The sequence below is a fragment of the Massilia paldalensis genome (genome assembly GCF_044901715.1).
Classification (GTDB): domain Bacteria; phylum Pseudomonadota; class Gammaproteobacteria; order Burkholderiales; family Burkholderiaceae_D; genus Telluria; species Telluria paldalensis.
Genome location: NZ_JBJCIU010000005.1, coordinates 234,927 through 251,543, shown reverse-complemented (window position 1 = coordinate 251,543; position 16,617 = coordinate 234,927). Strand labels below are relative to the sequence as shown.

At 67.4% G+C, this 16,617-nt stretch carries 16 protein-coding genes; 7 read left to right on the top strand and 9 right to left on the bottom strand.

Translation table 11 applies throughout. The features are described from left to right. Position 1: 1 nt before the first annotated feature. Entirely contained in the window at positions 2 to 760 is a 759-nt protein-coding gene (locus ACI1V7_RS23815) for a siderophore-interacting protein (RefSeq protein WP_404534416.1), read from the bottom strand. A gap of 107 nt (positions 761 to 867) precedes the next feature. Between ACI1V7_RS23815 and ACI1V7_RS23810 the strand changes: the two genes are divergently transcribed. Together ACI1V7_RS23810 and ACI1V7_RS23805 are read left to right on the top strand one after the other, a co-directional pair. Continuing rightward, on the top strand, positions 868 to 1,263 hold the full coding sequence (locus tag ACI1V7_RS23810) for a MarR family winged helix-turn-helix transcriptional regulator (protein WP_404534415.1): 396 nt from the start codon (positions 868 to 870) through the stop codon (positions 1,261 to 1,263). A gap of 88 nt (positions 1,264 to 1,351) precedes the next feature. Then, positions 1,352 to 2,791, top strand: coding sequence for a methyl-accepting chemotaxis protein (locus ACI1V7_RS23805; protein WP_404534414.1), 1,440 nt, complete (start codon positions 1,352 to 1,354; stop codon positions 2,789 to 2,791). A 122-nt stretch (positions 2,792 to 2,913) separates the two neighbouring features. Here ACI1V7_RS23805 and ACI1V7_RS23800 read toward each other — a convergent pair whose 3' ends face one another. Beyond that, positions 2,914 to 3,141 (bottom strand): hypothetical protein, encoded by a 228-nt coding sequence (locus ACI1V7_RS23800; protein WP_404534412.1) that lies wholly within the window; start codon positions 3,139 to 3,141, stop codon positions 2,914 to 2,916. A 144-nt stretch (positions 3,142 to 3,285) separates the two neighbouring features. On the opposite strand from ACI1V7_RS23800, the gene ACI1V7_RS23795 reads away from it, so the two are divergent. Continuing rightward, on the top strand, positions 3,286 to 4,686 hold the full coding sequence (locus ACI1V7_RS23795) for an aminotransferase-like domain-containing protein (RefSeq protein ID WP_404534411.1): 1,401 nt from the start codon (positions 3,286 to 3,288) through the stop codon (positions 4,684 to 4,686). A gap of 87 nt (positions 4,687 to 4,773) precedes the next feature. On the opposite strand, the gene ACI1V7_RS23790 is transcribed toward ACI1V7_RS23795, so the two are convergent. From ACI1V7_RS23790 to ACI1V7_RS23775, 4 genes are all read right to left on the bottom strand, one after another. Next, positions 4,774 to 6,468, bottom strand: a complete 1,695-nt coding sequence (locus ACI1V7_RS23790) for an FAD-dependent monooxygenase (protein ID WP_404534409.1) — start codon at positions 6,466 to 6,468, stop codon at positions 4,774 to 4,776. Then, positions 6,465 to 6,968: a MarR family winged helix-turn-helix transcriptional regulator gene (locus ACI1V7_RS23785; RefSeq protein WP_404534407.1), complete on the bottom strand. Its 504-nt coding sequence runs from the start codon at positions 6,966 to 6,968 to the stop codon at positions 6,465 to 6,467. Before ACI1V7_RS23785 ends, ACI1V7_RS23790 begins: the two co-directional genes overlap by 4 nt. Positions 6,969 to 7,161: 193 nt before the next feature. Continuing rightward, positions 7,162 to 8,316, bottom strand: coding sequence for an epoxide hydrolase family protein (locus tag ACI1V7_RS23780; RefSeq protein ID WP_404534406.1), 1,155 nt, complete (start codon positions 8,314 to 8,316; stop codon positions 7,162 to 7,164). Between the two features lie 75 nt (positions 8,317 to 8,391). After that, positions 8,392 to 8,829: a pyridoxamine 5'-phosphate oxidase family protein gene (locus ACI1V7_RS23775; protein ID WP_404534405.1), complete on the bottom strand. Its 438-nt coding sequence runs from the start codon at positions 8,827 to 8,829 to the stop codon at positions 8,392 to 8,394. Between the two features lie 63 nt (positions 8,830 to 8,892). Between ACI1V7_RS23775 and ACI1V7_RS23770 the strand changes: the two genes are divergently transcribed. Both ACI1V7_RS23770 and ACI1V7_RS23765 read left to right on the top strand, forming a co-directional pair. Then, positions 8,893 to 9,606 (top strand): TetR/AcrR family transcriptional regulator, encoded by a 714-nt coding sequence (locus tag ACI1V7_RS23770; protein WP_404534404.1) that lies wholly within the window; start codon positions 8,893 to 8,895, stop codon positions 9,604 to 9,606. 296 nt (positions 9,607 to 9,902) lie between these two features. Beyond that, complete coding sequence (locus tag ACI1V7_RS23765) at positions 9,903 to 12,224, top strand: glycoside hydrolase family 31 protein (protein WP_404534403.1); 2,322 nt, start codon at positions 9,903 to 9,905, stop codon at positions 12,222 to 12,224. Between the two features lie 72 nt (positions 12,225 to 12,296). Here the strand turns inward: ACI1V7_RS23765 and ACI1V7_RS23760 are convergent, their stop codons facing one another. Further along, on the bottom strand, positions 12,297 to 12,455 hold the full coding sequence (locus ACI1V7_RS23760) for a hypothetical protein (RefSeq protein WP_404534402.1): 159 nt from the start codon (positions 12,453 to 12,455) through the stop codon (positions 12,297 to 12,299). 223 nt (positions 12,456 to 12,678) lie between these two features. On the opposite strand from ACI1V7_RS23760, the gene ACI1V7_RS23755 reads away from it, so the two are divergent. Continuing rightward, entirely contained in the window at positions 12,679 to 13,206 is a 528-nt protein-coding gene (locus ACI1V7_RS23755) for a M23 family metallopeptidase (RefSeq protein ID WP_404534597.1), read from the top strand. 136 nt (positions 13,207 to 13,342) lie between these two features. Further along, a complete protein-coding gene (locus ACI1V7_RS23750; protein ID WP_404534401.1) occupies positions 13,343 to 14,071 on the top strand; it encodes a hypothetical protein in 729 nt (242 codons plus the stop codon). A gap of 112 nt (positions 14,072 to 14,183) precedes the next feature. Here ACI1V7_RS23750 and ACI1V7_RS23745 read toward each other — a convergent pair whose 3' ends face one another. Beyond that, positions 14,184 to 15,566: an MFS transporter gene (locus ACI1V7_RS23745; protein ID WP_404534400.1), complete on the bottom strand. Its 1,383-nt coding sequence runs from the start codon at positions 15,564 to 15,566 to the stop codon at positions 14,184 to 14,186. Further along, on the bottom strand, positions 15,553 to 16,617 hold the full coding sequence (locus ACI1V7_RS23740) for a glucokinase (protein WP_404534399.1): 1,065 nt from the start codon (positions 16,615 to 16,617) through the stop codon (positions 15,553 to 15,555). The genes ACI1V7_RS23745 and ACI1V7_RS23740 overlap by 14 nt, the downstream gene beginning before the upstream one ends.

Below are 16,617 nucleotides of genomic sequence, written 5' to 3'. Positions count from 1 at the left end.
CTTATTCCAGGTTCTCGTGGTGCTCCGCCACGCCTTCCTTCCAGTACGCCGAGACGCGCGTTGCCTGGCGCGGAATGCCCTTGTCCGCCAGCAGCTTGCGTACCCGCGCCATCACGGACGCTTCGCCGCCGCCCCAGGCGAACCCGTGGCCGGTCGGCAGCGCCAGCCGTTCCAGCGCGGCCAGCAGCGCCTCGGGCCTGTCGAACCAGCGGATGTCGGCGGCGGCCGCGCCGGCGAAGGCGCGGCGGTCGGCGTCGTCGGCCAGCACCAGCACGAACGCGCGGCTGCCGGCCGGCAGTTCTTCCAGGCGCCGCGAGATGGCGGGCAGGGCGGTGGCGTCGCCCACCAGTAGGTGCCAGGCCGCTTCCTTGGGAATGATGAACGAGCCGCGCGGTCCGCCGACCTGCATGCGCTGGCCGATGCGGGCCCGGCGCGCCCAGTCGGACGCGGCGCCTTCGCCGTGCAGGGCGAACTCCACGACCAGTTCCCGCGCTTCGCGGCTGAAGCGGCGTGGGGTATAGTCGCGCCTCGCCGGTGCGCGGTCGCCATCGCCGTTGCCGTCGTCGAAGAAGAATTTCACGTGGTCGTCGAAGGACATCGAGACGAAGTCGGCCAGCGCCTCGCCCCCGAACGTGATGGCGACGAAGCCGGGGCTCAGCGGTTCGACGCGGACGACCTCGAGGTCGCGCAGCTTGAGTTCATGGCGCACGCGCTGGATTTCCGGTGCGGCGGCCGTGGTTTGCATGGCATCCTGTTGCATCGTTGCTCCAAAATTAGTTGATAGTGTCCACCATTATGCAAAGTAAAGTTGATAAAGTCAACCAACCCCCTGCCGCCGGCGAGGTCATCGAGGCCATGCATGCGATCATGCATCTGTTCCGCTCGGCCCGGCAGCGCAGCCTGCGCGACGGCGCGCACGAACTGGCCCACATGGAGGCGAAGGCGCTCGGGTATTTCGCCCGCCATCCCGGCGCCACCCAGAGCGACATGGTGGCGCACGCGGGCCGTGACAAGGCGCAGGTGGCGCGCCTGATCCGGACGCTGCGCGAACGGGGCCTGGTGGACGCGACGGTGGACGAGCAGGACCGCCGCATCACGCGCCTGGCGCTGACGCCGGCCGGCCAGGCCATGCACGCGGCCCTGCACCGGGACGACGGCCGCCTGGCGGAAGCGGCGCTGGCCGGCATCGCCGAAGACGAGCGGGCCAGGATGATGGCGCTGCTCGACAGGGTGCGCACCAACCTGGCGGCACAATCCGACTGAAACCAACTGTGGTTTTTTGCCGGGAGTAATGACACAGCGCAACGATGAGGCTATAGTTTCCTCAAACAAATATTGCTGGAGACGATCGATGCGCTGGTTGAAGAACTTACAAGCCCGTCTCGGCGGCACGCGCCTGCGCGGATCCCTGCGCGGCCTCGTTGCCCATGCCCGCGACGGCAGCATCGCGACGGCGATCAATGCCGCGCGCCTGCGCAAGGAAGTCGACCATGCGCTGGGCCGCGCGCGCGAACAGGCGCTGGCCGCCCAGGCGCTGGCCGGGGCCGCCCGCGAAGTGACGGACCTGTCGGCCGGCGTCAAGGCCGGCACCGACGAGATCGCCGGCACGGCCGGCCGCAACCTCGATGCGGCGCGCGTCTCGATGGACGAGCTGGCCAGCCTGGAGCGGCGCATGCGCGCCATCGAGTCGCAGGTCGAGGGCTTTGCCGGCACGGTCGAGCAACTGGTCGCGCATTCGCGCGCGATCAGCGAATTCGGCGCCATCATCGACCGCATCGCCAACCAGACCAACCTGCTGGCCATCAATGCCGCGATCGAGGCCGCGCGCGCGGGCAGCGCCGGCCGCGGTTTCGCCGTCGTCGCGGGCGAGGTGCGCCGCCTGTCCCAGCTCGTCAACGAGGAAACGGCCAAGATCGCCGGGGCCAACGGGGAAATGCGCGAGCTGGTCGAATCGGCCAGCGGGGCCACGTCCGCCATCCTCGACGGCGTGCATGTGTCGGCGCGCGAGGTGGCGCAGGCCGCCGGCCGCTTCCAGTCCTTCGTCGCGGACTTCGAACGGATGACGGGCACCGTCAACGAGATGGCCCAGGCGATGCAGGCGCTGGACGGCATCAGCCAGGACATCGGCGTCAAGGTCGGCGACGTGGCCCGCAACGCGTCCGAGGCGGGCAGGGCAATGAACGACGCCTCGCGCCGCGTCGACGAGGTGCGCGCCACCACCGAGGACATCCAGGCCACGCTGGCGGGCTTCCACACGGGCGGCACGCCGTTCGATGCCCTTGTTGAGGCGACCACGGGCCTGCGCGACGAAGTGCGGCGCTGCCTGGAATCCCACCTGGCACGCGGCGCCGACATCTTCGACCAGGCCTACCGTCCCATCCCGGATTCCGACCCGCCGCGCTACACCACGTCGTACGACGGCGCCGTCGAGCGCGACTTGCAGGCGCTGTTCGACCGCGTGCTGGGCGCGCTCCCGGGCTGCGCCTATTCCCTCGCCGTCGACAACCGCGGCTACGCGCCGGCGCACAATGCGCAATATTCGCGCCGGCCGACGGGGGAACGGGAGCACGACCTGGTCCACTGCCGCAACAAGCGCATCTTCGACGATCCGGTCGGGGCGCGGCTGGCCGCGAACCGCAAGCCTTTTCTGTTCCAGACCTATTTGCGCGATACGGGGGAGGTGATCAATGACTTGTCGATGCCGGTGGAGATCGGCGGGCGCCACTGGGGCGCGGTCAGGGTAGGGTTCGATTCCGCGAAGTTGCGGGTGGCGTTGCCGCACGCAGCCTAGGACAGCCTGGCCCAGCGGCGCGCGCCGTCATGCTGGGCCGGCGCACCGCGTGCCGGTGAATGCCGGCGGCATCCCGCGACGACCGGGGATTGCCGGATGGCGGCGGGATGGTGGAGACCTTCTTACAGCTCCATCCCGAACACCCTGATCAGGGCGAAGGTGATCAGGCCGATGCCGCCGAGCGCGACCACGAAGATCGCGGCCGCTTTCCCGCCCGCGCGCAGCAGCGCGCGCGTGTCCATCACCTTCTCCTTCTTCCCCTGGTCGTAGTGCCACTTGATGGCGAAGAACATGCCCGTCACGAGCACGACCAACTTGAACGTCGCGAAGACAATCGGGATCCAATCCATGATGTCGATTCTTTCCTGGCTAGTACTGCATGATCCGAGGCGCATTCCCTCGACACGGTGCGTCGGCAAAGCACTGCCCGTTCGCGCCACCGCCTTACTTGTAGGGCATACTACTTGAAAGCAATTTCCATACATTGAGACAAAATGTCCCAGTTGAGAACCATACAAGATGAAGGCTTGACAATCTGGTTCCCCCGTTTGGCTGCGCGCGGCGGGCCCCGTTTCCTGCAGATTGCCGATGCGCTGCAGGCGGCCGTGGAAGACGGATCGCTGAAACCGGGCGACCGGCTACCGACGCAGCGCCAGCTGGCAGCCCAGCTGGGCATCGACCTGACGACCGTCACGCGCGCCTACGACGATGCCAGGCGCCGCAACCTGCTGGAAGGCCGCGGCGCGCGCGGTACCTACGTCGCGGCGCCGAAAGCCGAGCTGACATCCGTCCTCGACCTCAGCATGAACACGCCGCCCCCGCCGGATGGCGTGGATTTCGACGACCTGTTGAGACAGGGACTCTCCCAAGTACTGATGCGCGCGGACAACGAATTGCTGATGACCTACCATCTGGGCGGGGGCAGCGACGCCGACCGCATGGCCGGCGCCAGATGGCTCGCCCCGATGTTCGGACGGCTGGACGCGGGGCAGGTGATCGTCTGTCCCGGCGCGCAAGCGGCGATCGCCGCGCTGGTGCTCGCGCTGACCGCGCCCGGCGACACCATCCTGGCCGAGCCGATGACCTATCCCGGCCTGCGCGCCGCCGGGACCCAGTTCGGCCGCCGCATCGTGGCGGTGGAAGGGGACCGGCACGGCATGCTGCCCGAGCGGCTGGAGCAGGCGTGCCGCGAGCACAAGGCCGCGCTGGCCTACCTCAATCCGACCTTGCAGAACCCGACGGCCACCACGATGCCGGAACGCCGGCGCAAGGAGCTGGCCGGCGTCGCCAAGCGCTGCAAGCTGCGCATCGTCGAGGACGATCCCTACTGGCTCCTCGCCGACGCCCCGCCGCCGCCCATCGCCACGTTCGCCCCGGAACAGGTGGTCTACGTGTCGACGCTGTCGAAATGCCTGACGCCCGGCCTGCGGATCGCCTTCGTGCTCCTGCGCGATCCGCACGAACGCGAACGTTTTCTCGCCGCGCTCAGGTCGTTCGCGCTGATGGCCACGCCGCTGACGGCCGCCCTGGCCACCCAGTGGATCCTCGACGGTTCGGCCGCGCGCTTGATGGAGGGCGTGTGCAAGGAGGCGCGCCTGCGCCACCGGATGGCCCGTGACGTGCTGGCGGGGCGCTACGGCGGCGCCGGCGACGGCCTGCACGTGTGGCTGGCGTTGCCGGCGTACTGGAATTCCTCGCAACTGGCGCTGGCCGCCGACAGCGAAGGCATCGCCGTCACGCCGGCGGAGGCATTCGCCACCGGCGGCGAGGCCGTGAATGCGATCCGGATCTCGCTGGGGAGCATCAAGGACCGTGGACGCTTGCAGGCGGGGCTGCAGCGGCTGTCCGGTCTGCTGGCCAGGCGGCCGGAGTCGTTCGGGACGGCCGTCGTCTGACTCAACGTACGATGCGCTGCTTCCGCCCGGGGCCCGCTTCACACGGCGCCGATGTGCCGAGAGGCGATCGGCCAGGGAGGCAGGCGTTCACGCCCGGTCTGTGCCGAACACCTTTCTGCAATAGTCGGCCAGCAAATCCGGTTTGGCCGCAGGGCCGCGGAAGGCAATGTGGCCGTCGGGGCGCACCAGGATGAGCGCCGGCTGGCCGCCTGTCCCGTAGGCGCCGTGGGCCACGCCATCCAGGTCGTACAGGGCCGGCGCGTCGCCGGCCTGCGCCACCGCAGCGCCCAGCACGAGCCGAGGACGGATCCATGTCCATGCGTGGACGGCCGAGAGGGCGGAGCGTAACTGCGGCAAGGCGTCGGCCTCGCGGCCATCGAATGCCAGCAAGGACCAGCCCCAGGTGTGGCCGTCCGGGTTGTACAGATGCGCGAACAGTGTCGTTGACGCGCCGCCTTCTGCGATCACGTCCGCATCCGGTGCGCGTGCGCCGGGATGCGGAACATGGCGGTGCAGCAGTTCGCGCAGGCCTCCCAGGTGATCCTCGTTGAGCGGACTGTCCGGGTAGCCCACGGACAGTTGCTGGAGGTCGTCCGTGCCCTGGATGAGTTCGCCGATATTCGGCAGGAAGGTGGCGGCGATGCCCATTGCCGCGTCCTTGAGCGCGCCACGGTAGACACTGTTGCGGAATCCCTGGTCCTGTTGCTTGTCGAGGCGGCGGTGTTCGCCGCCACGTTCGGCATCGTAGGAATCGAGCACGATGGAGCCGGCTGCGCCTTGCAGCACCATCGCCAGGCGCCAGGCGAGGCCGACGGCGTCGTGCAGTCCTGCGTTCATGCCCTGGCCCCCTGCCGGCAGCGTCAGGTGCCCGGCGTCGCCCACGAGGAATACCCGGCCCCGTGCATAGCCGGCGGATACGCCATGCTGGAAGCGGCTGTGCGTCAGCCAGACCGGATCGCTCAGGGTCAGCGTCTCGTCCCGCGTGACCTCGCGGGCGATGGCCTGCATCTCTTCCAGCGTCGGGTCGCGATCCGGCAACCCCGTATCGTCGGAAAGGAAGAACAGCCGGTGATAGCCTTCCCAGACGGGGAGTACGCCGCAGAAGCCGCGCGGATAATAGAAGAACCAGAGGTGGTCGAATTCGGTCGAACGGCGCCAGCGCAGTTTCGCATCGACTTGCCGGTTCATGCAGTTTGGCATTTTCTCGGCGCTGAAATCGAGGCCCAGCGTCTTGCGCACGAATCCCTTGTCGCCATCGGCGCCCACCAGGTAGCGGCAGCGCAGCTGCTCCACAGGCCCTTCGGTCTCGTGCCCGTCCGTCTCGCTGACGGTGGCGATCGTCACCGTCACGCCGTCCCCGTCCTGCTCGAACCCGATGACCTTGCGACCACGCTCGACCGCGCCGCCGCCAGCCTGCACCTGCTCGGCCAGGATCGTTTCGATGACGTCCTGGCCGCTGTAGAGCACGTCCGGATACGGGCTGGCGACGTCGGCCACCGCGATCGGCGCGACCGTCTCGCCATTGAGCATGGTGTTGATCTGCGTGATCCGGTAGGCCTTGTCGGCCAGCGCATCGCGAATCCCGATGCTTGCCAGCAGTTCCTGGGGGCGCGCCCACAGGTTGTTGGCACGGGAGTTCGGCTTGGGCTCGCGCCGTTGCTCGAAGAGGCGGAAGCGTATGCCGTGGTGGGCCAGCGCGCATGCCGTGGTCAGTCCGATCGGGCCGCCGCCGATGATGATGACATCGGTATCGAAGTCCGAACGCCTGGAAGTGGTCGTCATTCCTGTTCCTTTCCCTGTACGTGTCCTGCGAATGCGGTATCTGCCGGCAGGTCCAGCACCTGCACCAGTACCTCCCTGAGTTCTTTCAGCACATCGATCGCGACGGCGACCCGTTCGGCGCCGATGCGATCGATCGCGGCCCGGTCCACGGCGGCCACTTCCGCTTCCGCCGCCGCCAGCGCACGGCTGCCTGCGGGGGTCAGCACCACCAGCTTGGCGCGCTGGTGGTGCGGATTCGTGTCGAAGCGGACGAAGCCGCGCTCGGCCAGCAACTCGACCACGCGCTGCACGGCTTGCCGCGTGAGGCCCATGTTGCGCGCGATGTGCGCGACCGGCAGGGGCACCGGCGAATAGCCCAGTGCGCCCAGCACCTGCCACCAGGCCGTCGTCAATCCGATGTCGCGCACGAGTTTGTTACCCGAGTCGACGAGGCGGCCGTTCGTGGCGAAGACGTTGAGCACTAGCTCGCGGATGAGAAGTGGATCGTTTTCCTTGGTCATGCAGCATGCTCACACTTTGACAGCATGTTGTCAATTGTGTGCGCATGTGCGACTGGGGGGGGGCCAGGCTGGTTGGGTACAGCCGCATCCAGAACCAGGCCGAGGGAAGAGGGGGAGCGTGGAACCGCAGTCCGGCCCATGCTGCACCCCTGGTGTGGTCCGCCGCCCGGCAGAGCGGCGACGGCGCCAGCCCCTAGCGCATCGTCCGGAACGTCGCGCGGACGTGTTCGATGAATGCCGATGGATTCTCCATGGCCGCGAAATGGCCGCCGTGTTCCGCCTCGCCGAAGAAGCGCAAGTCCGCGAACCGCGATGCTGCCCAGCGCTCCGACAGGCGAACCTGCTCGCCGGGGAACATGCTGACGCCGGCAGGCAGGGGAACCGGGCCGGTGGGCATGCCGCTGGCCATCTCGCGCGCGGCTTCCCAGTAGAACCGCGCCGCGCTCGGCCCCGCGTTGGGCAGCCAGTAGAGCATCACGTCGTCGATCAGGTGGTCCAGGGCGATCGTCTTCTCCGGCTGGCCCTGCGTGTCCGACACGTCCTGGAACAAGGCGTACAGCCAGCCAGCCAGCCCTGCCGGGGAGTCCGCCAGCGCGAACGCGAGCGATTGCGGCCGCGTGCACTGGAGCTGCATGTAGGCCGAATACTCCTTGTGGTAGCGCGCCGCGTCGTCCAGCATGCGCCGTTCTTCCGGCGTCGCTTCCCCGATTTCCTGTTCGGTGGGATGGAACATCACCATGTTCAGGTGGATGCCCGCCAATCCCGGCGCGCGCATGTGCGCCAGCGCCGTCGTTACCGCCGCTCCCCAGTCGCCGCCCTGGGCCACCCACCGGTCGCCGTAGCCGAGGCGCCGCATCAGCGCGGCGAAGGCGAGGGCGGTGCGGCCGACGCCCCATCCGGGCGCCGTCGGCTTGTCGGAAAACCCGAACCCTGGCAGCGATGGAATGACCAGGTGGAAGGCGTCGGATGCCTGGCCGCCATGCGCCCGGGGCTGCGTCAGCGGGCCGATCACGTCGCGGAATTCGAGGATCGAGCCTGGCCAGCCGTGCGTCAACAGCAGCGGCGTGGCACCGGGCTCCGGCGAGCGGATGTGCAGGAAATGAAAGCCCAGCCCGTCGATGACGGTACGGCTGCTGCCCCAGCCGTTGAGCAGGGCTTCCGTGGCGCGCCAGTCGTAGCCGCCGCGCCAGCGTTCCACCAGCGCCTGGATGCGGCCGCGCTGCGGGCCTTGCGATCCGTCGTCGACCGTCCCGGCGTCCGGCCACCTGGTGCGCGCGAGCCTGTCGTCGAGATCATCCAGTTCGGCGTCGGGAATGTGGATGGGAAATGCGTCGATTGCGTCGTTCATGGTGTGGCCTTCGAGGTTGTGATTGAGCGGTGGAGGAGGACGAATGCGTGCGCTGGCCCGGAAGCGCCGGCGGGTTTATAGTGTGATCTCGCCTTGCCCGGCAACGTGCCAGTAGCGGATCCGCGCGGCGCGAATGTGCAGCATGACGAGCCCCGGCGTCTCAGGCCCCTGGGCGAACCAGCGGTCGAGTCCTTTTGTCCAGTGCGCGGCGAAGGCGGCCTTGTCGCGCACGAGCTCGGCCGTGCCCTCGACCGCGATGAACAGCGGAGGCTGCCCCTGTGGCCCGGTGTTGCCGGTGAAGGTCAGGCCGACTTGTGGATCGCGCCGGATGTCGGCGACCGTCCGCGTATCCTCATAGGTAAAGAAATAGCTGTCGCCCTCGTAGTCCACCTCGCCGTTGTTGCTCATGGGGCGGCTCGCGAAGGCGCCTTCTTCTGTTCTGGTCGAGAGCATGCCAAAATCGATCGTCTTCATACTGTCAGAAAGAAACTTCAAACGCATGTCCATAGTCATTTTAGCTCTTAGTAAAAAAACTAAACTATACCATGTAGTTCAGTTTATGTCGGGTGTCTCGACATGGATGTGAACGCACATCCGGTCATGACGGAAAAAGCGCCGACGTCACGCAAACGCGGCGGCAGACCCTCCGCCGAGCAGGCAGGCGAAGCGGACCGGCGTATCCTCGACGCGGCAACGACCTTGTTCCTGCGCTCCGGCTTCGATGCGACCAGTTGCGACCAGGTCCTGGCATTGGCGGGCGCCGGCAAGGCGACGCTGTACGCGCGCTATGCCAACAAGGAGGCCCTGTTCAGCGCGGTGGTGCGCCGGATGGTCGAGCAAGACCGGATGCCGGCGACGGACGTGCGGCGGGACGTGCCGGTGCGCGAACGCCTGCGCGCCGCCGGCCTCGAACTGTTGCAGCACGCCCTTGCAGCGGAATCGATTGCGCTCAAGCGGGTTTGCATCGCCACGGCGCACCGGCTTCCCGAGCTGGCCACGATGGTGGACCGCATGGAGCGCGATCGCGGCACCGCGCGCGTCGCGCATGCGCTGGCGGGACCGGAACCGGATCCCGGCAAGGCGGAACTGGCCGCGGCCGTCGCCGCGCGTTTCATCGACATGGTGGTCGTGCCCCAGCAGATGCATGCGCTGGTCGTGGACGATCGCGAGCAGCTGGACGCCGCGGCGCGACGCCGGGTCGACGATGCCGTTGACCTGTTCTCGCGAGCAGGACGGCTGGACGCCTTCGAAGCACACGATGCATCGCGGGTGCCGAAGCCGGGCAGCTGACCGTCAGCGTCGGAGAGGTTGCGTCTCGCAGACCCGCCGTCATAGGCGAAGTGCGCAGGCGCCGGCGGCTCGGAGAGAATGCGAAAGTATTCTGTTTGCAAATGTTTTCGCTAACATGCACAATGTCGTCTCAACAATAATGCGAACGTAGCCGCCACGGGCAGCGCTACGCCGGGAGACGAACCGACGCCGCTGGCGCCGGATGGCGCGCCTGCGCCGTTTTCATTCAGCTTTCCTCGGCCGTAACGATCTCCGCCACGCACGGACGCTCCGCTTACCTTGCTTTAGAGGACTGGATGAGACCGACCCTGAACCGTACCTTGTTCGCGCTAACATCGGCGTTCGCGATCGCTGCGCCCCTGTGCGCCACGCCCCTCTCGACCCTGGACCGCAATGGCGCCTGGGTTTCCGTCGAAGCCTATGGCCCGAACGTCGTGCACGTGACCATTGCGGTCGACAAGGACGAAGTGCTGAAGGGGCCGGGCTACGGCATCCTGCCGAAGCAGGCCGACAACAGCGCCTTCCGCCATACGGCAGGCGCCGATGGCGACGTGTTCGTCTCGAAGGGCATGACGCTGCGCGTGAATCCGGCGCCGCCGGCGCGCACGCCGAGCCAGGGCGAGAAATACTTCGCGCCGGCGCTCGCCTCGGTGGGCCTGCAGGTGCTGAACGCAAAGGGCGACAAGGTGCTGGAACTGGGCGGCTGGGAAATGTCGCCGCACACCGTCAACGGCGAGAAGACCTACCAGGTCGGCGCCTCGTTCAACACGGCGCGCGACGAGCACCTGTACGGCATGGGCCAGAACCAGGAATCGCTGTCCGGCCTCGACCTGCGCGGCCGCGTCCTGGACTGCAAGCACTGGTACGACGCGCCGGGCGGGGAGAGCGTGTGCGTGCCGTTCATGGTGTCGTCCAAGGGCTATGGCATCGTCTGGGACAACCCGTCGGCGACCCGCTTCCAGGGCGCCATCCACGGCCGCACCGTGTTCCAGTCGCAGGTGGGCGAGCGCGTGAGCTTCTTCGTCATCACGGGCAATACGCCGGACGAGCTGTATTCGGGTTATGCGCGCCTGACGGGCAAGACGCCGATCCCGCCGAAGTCGGCATTCGGCCTGATCCAGTCGAAGGCACGCTACGAGACGCAGGCTGAAGTGCTGCGCGTGGCGAATACCTACCGCCAGAAGAAGTATCCGCTGGACGTCATGGTCGTCGACTGGTTCTACTGGACCCGCATGGGCCAGATGGACATCAACCCGGCCGAGTATCCGGACCCGGACGGCATGAACAAGCAGCTGCACGACATGGGGATGGAATCGATCATCTCGATCTGGCCGCGCTACGAAACCTCGGGCCGTTACTTCAACGAACTCGACCGCAAGGGCTACCTGCTGAAGGACAAGGACGGCAAGACCGTCGACGGCCTGCCGTTCCGTTCCGACCGTACGGGCGGCCTGATCGACGCCACCAATCCGAAGGCACGCCAGTGGTTCTTCGAGAAGTCGCGCGACAACATCCTGTCGCACGGCTTCGACTATCCGTGGCTGGACGAGACGGAACCGGACCTGGTGCCGGACGGCTTCTTCTATTCGATCGGCTCGGGCGACCGCTACCACAACCTGTTCCCCCTCGTGCACGTCGAAGGCTTCGCCGACAATCTGCGCGCGTGGAAGCCGAACAAGCGCGTGCTGATCCTGTCGCGCGCCGCCTACCTCGGCTCGCAGCGCACGGGCGCCCTGTTCTGGTCATCGGACATCACCTCGACCTGGGAAGCGCTGCAGCGCCAGATCCCGGCGGGCCTGAACATGGTCGCTTCCGGCATCGCGCTGTGGGGCAACGACATCGGCGGCTGGCAGAAGATCCCGCAGAACACGACGGCCGTCAAGCCGCCGCTGGTCGACCCGGCCGGTGCGGAAGACGTCGTGGGCAAGAACCAGGATTATCCGGAGCTGATGACGCGCTGGTTCCAGTACGGCACCTTCCTGCCGACGCTGCGCCTGCACGGCGACCGCAAGCATGCCGACATCTGGTCCTTCGGCAAGCAGGCGGAGACGATCATGGCGCGCTACGACCAGCTGCGCTACCAGCTGATCCCGTACATCTACAGCCAGGCGAAGTTCACCCACGACACGGGCGCGCCGTTCATGCGTCCGCTGTGGATGGACTTCGGCGCCGACCCGAACGTCGCCAACATCGGCACCCAGTACATGTTCGGCCCAGCCTTCCTGGTGGCACCGGTCACGGAGCAGGGGCAGACGGAGAAGGACGTGTATCTTCCGGCCGGCACCGACTGGTATGACTTCTGGACCAATGAAAAGTTCAGCGGCGGCCGCTGGATCAAGGCGCAGGCCCCGATCGACCGCATCCCCGTGTTCGTGAAGGCGGGTTCTGTAATCCCGATGGGTGCCGACGTCCAGTCGACCCGGGGCAAGCAGGCCATCGCCCAGGTGCTCGTCTATCCGGGCAAGGACGGCGAGTTCGCGCTGTACGACGACGACGGCGTCTCGTACGACTACGAGAAGGGCAAGTCGACCGTGACGAAGCTGCGCTGGAACGATGCATCGGGCAAGCTGAGCGGCGATGCCGGCATGGCGAAGCTGGTGAAGGTGGTCGGCAAATAAGCCTGTTGGCTTCCTGGCAAGAAAAAGCCCCTGCGAAGCAGGGGCTTTTTTCAAGGTGACGGGGACGCGCGATTACACGGACGGGGTGTGGCCGTCGACGTAGGCGGCGCCGGCCAGTGCCAGGCCACGGCGCAGGCGCTTGCCGATGGCGTGCAGCAGGCCGCCAAGGGCGCCGCGCGGTGCCGGCTGTGCGGCGGCGGAAGGTTCGGTCGGGGAGCGAAAGGCGTTCATGGCGCTGTTCCTTGCATTTTGTTGGACAGTGGCAATGTAGCGCCGACACAGATAGGGATCCAATTCCGTTTTCCGATTTCCGCGATAAGCAATGGGAATGAAGGCGCCCGCGCCATCACGCAGACGCAGGACCGCCATGCCCGCGCCGCATGACACCTCTTGAAATCGCCGGCCCGTCCCCATCTGGTCCGTATCGCGGCACGGCCGCCCTCCGGTGCAATCCATGCGACTCTTCCTGCGCAGCCTCCTCATCGCCCTGGTCCTGATCGCGGCCGAGGGCGTGCTGCGCCCTTGGCTGGAGGGCGTCGCCTACATGGTCCGCCTGGGGGCGCTGCCGGCGCCGGGCGTGCTGCCCGTCCCGGTGGCCGGGGTCAGGCCCGCGCAACTGGCCGATACCTGGGGTGGGGCGCGCAGCGAAGGGCGCAAGCACGAGGGCATCGACATCTTCGCCAGGCGCGGCACGCCCGTGCTGTCCAGCACGGAAGGCGTCGTGCTGCGGGTCGGGACCAACCGGCTCGGCGGCCAGGTCGTGTGGGTGCTGGGGCCGGGCGGTCAGCGTCACTATTATGCGCACCTGGACCGCTACGGCGATGTCCATGCCGGCAGGCGCGTCGCAGCCGGCAGCATCGTCGGTTATGTCGGCAATACCGGCAACGCCAGGACCACGCCGCCGCACCTGCACTACGGGATCTATGAGGCGGGTGGCGCCGTCAATCCCTATCCTTTCCTCCGCCCGCGCAAAGGAGATTAGTGCTACGGCCATGAGAATGCGGCGGCAGGTGTCGGCAGGCTGATGCACGGCATATTCCTACACGCGCACGACTGCGGGCGAGGGATCGCCGGCCCGCACTACAATCGTGCCATGCGAGGAGGGTAGCCCGGTGCCGATGGATACTGCAGTTCCCGAAAGACATGCGATCGAAGGCCAGCTGCGCCGCGACACCGTGCTGTGGCGCTACCTGGACGCCGCCAAGCTGTTCGATTTCTTCGAGCATTCCACGCTGTTCTTCTGCCGCGCCGACCACTTTTCGGACAAGTTCGAGGGCGCGTTCACGCCCACGCTGCGTGAGCAGATCAGCCGCGCCCATGCCTGCGGCGAGATCGACTACGATTACGAGCAGTTCAAGCGGCGCATGCGCGAATCGGTATTCATCAATTGCTGGCACCGCAACCAGGACGACAGCGCCGCGATGTGGGCGCTGTACGGGAAATCCGATTGCGCGGTGGCGCTGACGAGCACCGTGGGCCAGCTGGCCGACGTACTGGAGGGCAATGCCGGGCACAAGACGTCGATCGTGCGGGTCGAGTACGTGAAGCACTGGCGCGACCCCAAGCTCGACGTGTCGCCCGACTACACGCGCATCTTCGCGTATAAAACCAAGGCCTACGAATACGAGAAGGAGGTGCGCGTGGTGATCGACCGCACGGGCCGAGACGCGGGGCCGCCGGCCGATCCGGGCATCGTGGTGCCCGTGGATGCGACGCGGCTGTTGCGCAGCATCGTCATCGCGCCGGACGCGCCGCCCTGGTTCGAGCAGCTGGTGCGGCAGTCGGCCGTCCGGTATGGGGTGAGGGCGCCGGTACGCAGGTCGAAGCTGGCGACGGATCCGATTTGATGCGTCGACGATGATGCCGTCGTCCCCGCGCAGGCGGGGACCCAAGTTTGCCAGCGCAGCCGCAACGCAGGCACATTGGGTCCCTGCCTGCGCAGGGACGACGCTCAGACGATCAGGCCGCCCGGTGCGTCGCGCTCTCCGGGGGCGCCACGCCCGTCGCTTCGGCCACGCCGCTTTCGTTCGCGTAGCTGTTGCCGCCCATGCCATCGTCGTGGTGGAAGGGCGCGAACCAGGTGGCGAGGAAGGACGGGATCGTGGCGACCATCACGAACACGAAGTAGCCGACATAGCCCATCATCTCCTGCAGGTGGCCGCTGACGACGCCCGTGATCATGTTACACAGTCCCATCAAGCCCGTGCCGAACGCGTAGTGCGTGGTCGTGTACTTGCCGGGTGCGAGCTGCTGCATCAGGTAGATCATGAAGCCGACGGAGCCGAAGCCGAAGAAGAATTTCTCGATGACGACGCCGGCGGTGATCGCCAGGGTGCTGGTCGGCAGCATGATCGCCATCGCGAGGAAGGTCGCATTCGGGATGTTCACGGCGCAGCACAGCACGAACAGCACGCGCTTCAGCCCCCGCTTGGCGACGTACATGCCGCCCAGCAGGGAGCCGAGCAGCACGGCGACGAGGCCATAGGTGCCGTAGACGATGCCCAGCTGTTCGTTCGACAACCCGAGGCCGCCCTTGCTGGCCGCGTCGACCATGAAGAACGGCCCGATCTTTTCCAGCAGGCCGATGCTCACGCGGAACAGCAGGGCGAACGCGACCATCTTCCACACGTCGCGCTTCTGGAAGAAGGTGACGAAGGAATCCCACAGGATCGCGCCCGCGCCGCGCAGGCTGGTCGGCGTATTGGCCGCGCGCGCGCCTTCCGGCATCACGCGCACGTGCCACAGCGCCATCAGCACGATGATGGCGGCGACGATGAAGAAGATGACGCGCCAGGCATCCATCCAGTCCGGCCCGAACACCTTGGGGTCATGGTGGAACACCTCGACGTGCAGCTTGCCGCTCAGGTAGACGAGCAGGCCGGAGGCGACGATGGGGCCGATGTTCCAGGACAGGCTCTGCACGCCGCAGTACAGCGATTGCGCCCGGGTGTCGAGCGAGGTCACGTAGACGCCGTCGCTGGCGATGTCCTGGGTGGCGCCGATGAAGGACATGGCCCAGAACAGGGGCAGCATCAGCGCCATCCAGTTCGGCATGCCCATGGCCAGCGCGGCCGCGGCGAAGCCGACGCCGACCAGCGCCTGGGTGCACAGCACGAAGAATTTCTTGGTGCGGTACATCTCGACGATGGGCGCGAACAGGGGCTTGATCGTGTACGCCAGGATCAGCATGCTGGAATAGGCGGCGGCGTCGCCGTTGTTCATGCCCAGGTTCTTGAACATGATGGCGGTCACGCTGGTCAGCATCATGTAGCCGAGGGCCATCGTGAAATAGCCGGTCGGGACCCACAGCAGCGGGTGGCGGTAACGTTCAGGCGTGGACATGGGGCGGGGCGGTGACGGAATCGATCGGGGCGCGCTGGAACGCGGCGCGCGCGTCGAGCAGGCGGTCCTCCAGCAGCGCGGCGGCACCGGCCAGCGCCGGGTAGGGCGCGTGGATCACGAAGCAGGGGATCTGGGCGGTGAAGCCGGAGAAGCGGCCCTTGTTCTCGAAGCGGGCGCGGAACGGCGAGCGGGCGAACCAGTCGCCCAGGCGCGGCACGACGCCGCCGCCGATATAGATGCCGCCGCGCGCGCACAGCGTGACGGCGACGTTGGCGGCCATCGTGCCGAGCATGCCGCAGAAGACCTCGAGCGTTTCGACGCACAGGGCGTCGCTGCCGGCCAGGCCGCGCTCGACGATCTGCGCCGGCTCCAGCACGGGAGAAGGAACATGCGCGGCGCCGCCGCGCGCGGCCAGCGCTTCGTGGATCAGGGCCAGGCCCGGTCCGGAGACGAGGCGCTCGGCCGACACGTGCGGCCACTTGGTCCAGCAGTAGGACAGGATCGCCTGCTCGCGCTCGTCCGCAGGCGAGAAGGCGACGTGGCCGCCTTCGCTGGCGAGCACGGTCCAGCGCGATCCGTTCGGGATCAGGCCGCCGACGCCCAGCCCCGTGCCGGCGCCCACCAGGCCGATGACGGCGCCGGCGTGCGGCGCCTGGCCGCCGACCTGCACGAGGTCGGACGGGGGCAGCTGCGGCACCGACATCGACAGGGCGGCGAAGTCGTTCACCACCAGCAGCGTGTCCAGGCCCAGGGTCGTGCGGGCAGCCTCGATCGAGAACTGCCAGCAGTGGTTGGTCATCTTGACGAAGTCGCCATCGACGGGATTGGCGATGGCGATCGCCGCGTGGCGCACTTCCTGCGCCGCGCCCGGGTGGCGCGCCAGGTAGGCGCGCACGGCGTCGGTGAACTGCGCGTAGTCGGCGCAGGCGAGCGTGGCGACTTCCTCGATGCGGCCGGGGCCGCGTTGCAGCGCGAAGCGGGCATTTGTGCCGCCGATGTCGGCCAGCAGCCGGGGACCGCCGAACAGCACGTCGTCCATGGCATCCCTCAT